The 2,201-nt window shown below is 36.0% G+C and carries 2 protein-coding genes and 1 pseudogene; 2 read left to right on the top strand and 1 reads right to left on the bottom strand.

Features of this window, described 5'->3' with window-relative positions:
• Window positions 1-81 precede the first annotated feature (81 nt).
• A pseudogene (locus HMPREF0083_RS18430) lies at window positions 82-243 on the top strand (NAD-dependent epimerase/dehydratase family protein); the annotation flags it as partial.
• Here the strand turns inward: HMPREF0083_RS18430 and HMPREF0083_RS27365 are convergent.
• Complete coding sequence (locus HMPREF0083_RS27365) at window positions 244-495, bottom strand: hypothetical protein (RefSeq protein WP_021623164.1); 252 nt, start codon at window positions 493-495, stop codon at window positions 244-246. It lies immediately after the preceding pseudogene.
• 368 nt (window positions 496-863) lie between these two features.
• On the opposite strand from HMPREF0083_RS27365, the gene HMPREF0083_RS18425 reads away from it, so the two are divergent.
• Window positions 864-1,631 carry a MerR family transcriptional regulator gene (locus HMPREF0083_RS18425; protein WP_040303706.1) on the top strand — a complete coding sequence of 256 codons (768 nt, stop codon included), beginning with the start codon at window positions 864-866 and terminating at the stop codon, window positions 1,629-1,631.
• Window positions 1,632-2,201 lie beyond the last annotated feature (570 nt).

The following is a 2,201-nucleotide window of genomic DNA, read 5'->3' as shown; positions in this document are numbered from 1 at the left end:
TTCGGTGAAAATTGCTATTTTGCAAAACGCTCAAAATAAATGTATTTGTTGCAGGTTATTAAAGTAAATAGGGGGTAAATTATGAGGACTCTTATATTAGGAGGTGCTCGTTTTTTAGGAAAAGCGTTGGTAGAGGAAGGGTTGAAAAGAGGGCACGAAATCACGTTATTCAATCGCGGTAACAATAAAGAGGCGCCTTCTGAAGTAGAACAACTCATCGGTGATAGGGACGGTGATGTATCCTTACACGATCGCTCTGGCGTACCGGAATGAGGAGGAGCCACAACGATACACTCCATATCCTGTAGGTCCAGCTTCATAACATATTTTGAGTTGTGCATTTTTCCCTACATGATCAACCTGTTTGCGAATGGTTTCTGGAGTGTTTGGAATCGTACCGTAAAAACGTAGAGCTTCCCGACCTAAATCAGCAATCGCTACAGCAATAGAATCTTTGGAAATGTCTAAACTGATGTATTTTGTGATATCCTTCATAAGTACCGGTTCCTTTTTTCATATTGTGGCTCCGTACTGACCTTCTACATCCAGTGCAACCCACGTGATTATGAAAATAGGGGCCAGCCTCGTTCATTATGACTAAGAAAACAAGTCACCCTAAAGTGATAAAATGAGCATTTTAACTTTGAAAGTATATATGATTTTTGTTTTAAGGGGAGCTATAAAATTCGGATATTCAGATTATCGTACGGAAACCACTATAAATATTTATAATTAAACTAACTGGTAGTTATTGTGAAATAGAATGTGATACATAAACTTTATTCTTGTTCCCATTTTCTTCTTGAATCTCTAGTTACGTAAGGTTTTACAATGAACATATATTCTTTATGGGGGGAATGTTGATGAAAGAAAGCAACAAGTATTCCATAGGAGAATTTTCGGAGAAAACAGGAATATCTATTCGCACTTTACATTATTATGATGAAATCGGTCTTTTACAACCAGAAAAGCACCCAACATCGGGCCACCGTATTTACAATCATCAAGATATTCTAACCTTACAAAAAATTGTAAGCCTAAAGTTCTTGGGATATAGTCTGGATAAAATCAATAACTTGTTACATGAATCGAGTTTTACCGTTGATTTAAATGAGACTTTAAGCCTTCACTTGCAAGCATTAGAAAAAGAAAAAGAACGAATCGAACAATCAATGACTGCTATTCAGAGAGTCATTAAGTTACTTAAGAAAGAAGAGGAAGTGGATAGCACCATTTTATTCAGTCTTATCCATAGTATACAGACGGAGAATATGCAAAAAGAATGGATGGAACAGCATATGCCAACAGATGTAGTGGAAGAATTGTCAAAGAAAACAGAAGCAGAAAAAATCACCCTAGATCAAACCTTTATTCAATTTGCTAAGAAGGTAAAACAATTATATGGTAAACCTGTAAAGGATTTAAAAGTACAAGAAATGATCAAAACGTATCTAGAAGCATCTTTTGAGTTTCTTGGTGGGGATTTGATGCGAAAGCTAGCTGATGTTGACGTGGAAAAAATAAATATTCAAGAGCTTGAAAATATGACACCTTCTCCATTTACAGAAGATGAGCAGAAATGGCTTAATCAAGCGATGGAATATTATATGAAGCAAGCAGAATTGGAATAGAAAGGAAATCACCACGGGCTTCTACCTTGTTTCAACGGGTATGCTAGTTAAGCAAGGTAAAGCACATTTCCAACTATCCTAAAATTCTTAACTTGATGGGCATGGGGTAGGCTCCCTAATAAAAATATTTTTCTTTTGACGCAACCTTTTGCTTGTTTTGTGCATAGTACAGTCATAAAAGAAAGGGGGAAAGAACTTGGATGCAAAAAAGCAGATAGAGAGTTGGAGTAAGCAATACGCTAATTGATTAATTTGTCTTGCCTATGCATATGTACACGATTGGCAAGGGGCAGTTCTTCTAATTTTCTCCTTTGGATTTGTTTCTCCAGCTATGGCTAAGGTTCTGAGTGAATTGTATGGAAGATGGAAAAAAATAAAGCAAAATAAGTATGAAATCTCTTCATACAAAAAATTAATTTTTTTATGAACCTAAGCGCTCTTTCTGTCATCTAAACTTATGTAATACAAATAAAACGGACACGTATTGTCAAACAGCTCGAACGGGATGCTAGATCAGTGAATGTTCCGTACCAAGTCATTGAATTAAAGGAAGCTATTACACATTTGGAG

The organism is Aneurinibacillus aneurinilyticus ATCC 12856, from assembly GCF_000466385.1.
In the GTDB taxonomy this organism is placed as follows: domain Bacteria; phylum Bacillota; class Bacilli; order Aneurinibacillales; family Aneurinibacillaceae; genus Aneurinibacillus; species Aneurinibacillus aneurinilyticus.
The sequence above is the reverse complement of the archived record's forward strand: the minus strand, read 5'-3'. Positions and strand labels throughout refer to the sequence as shown.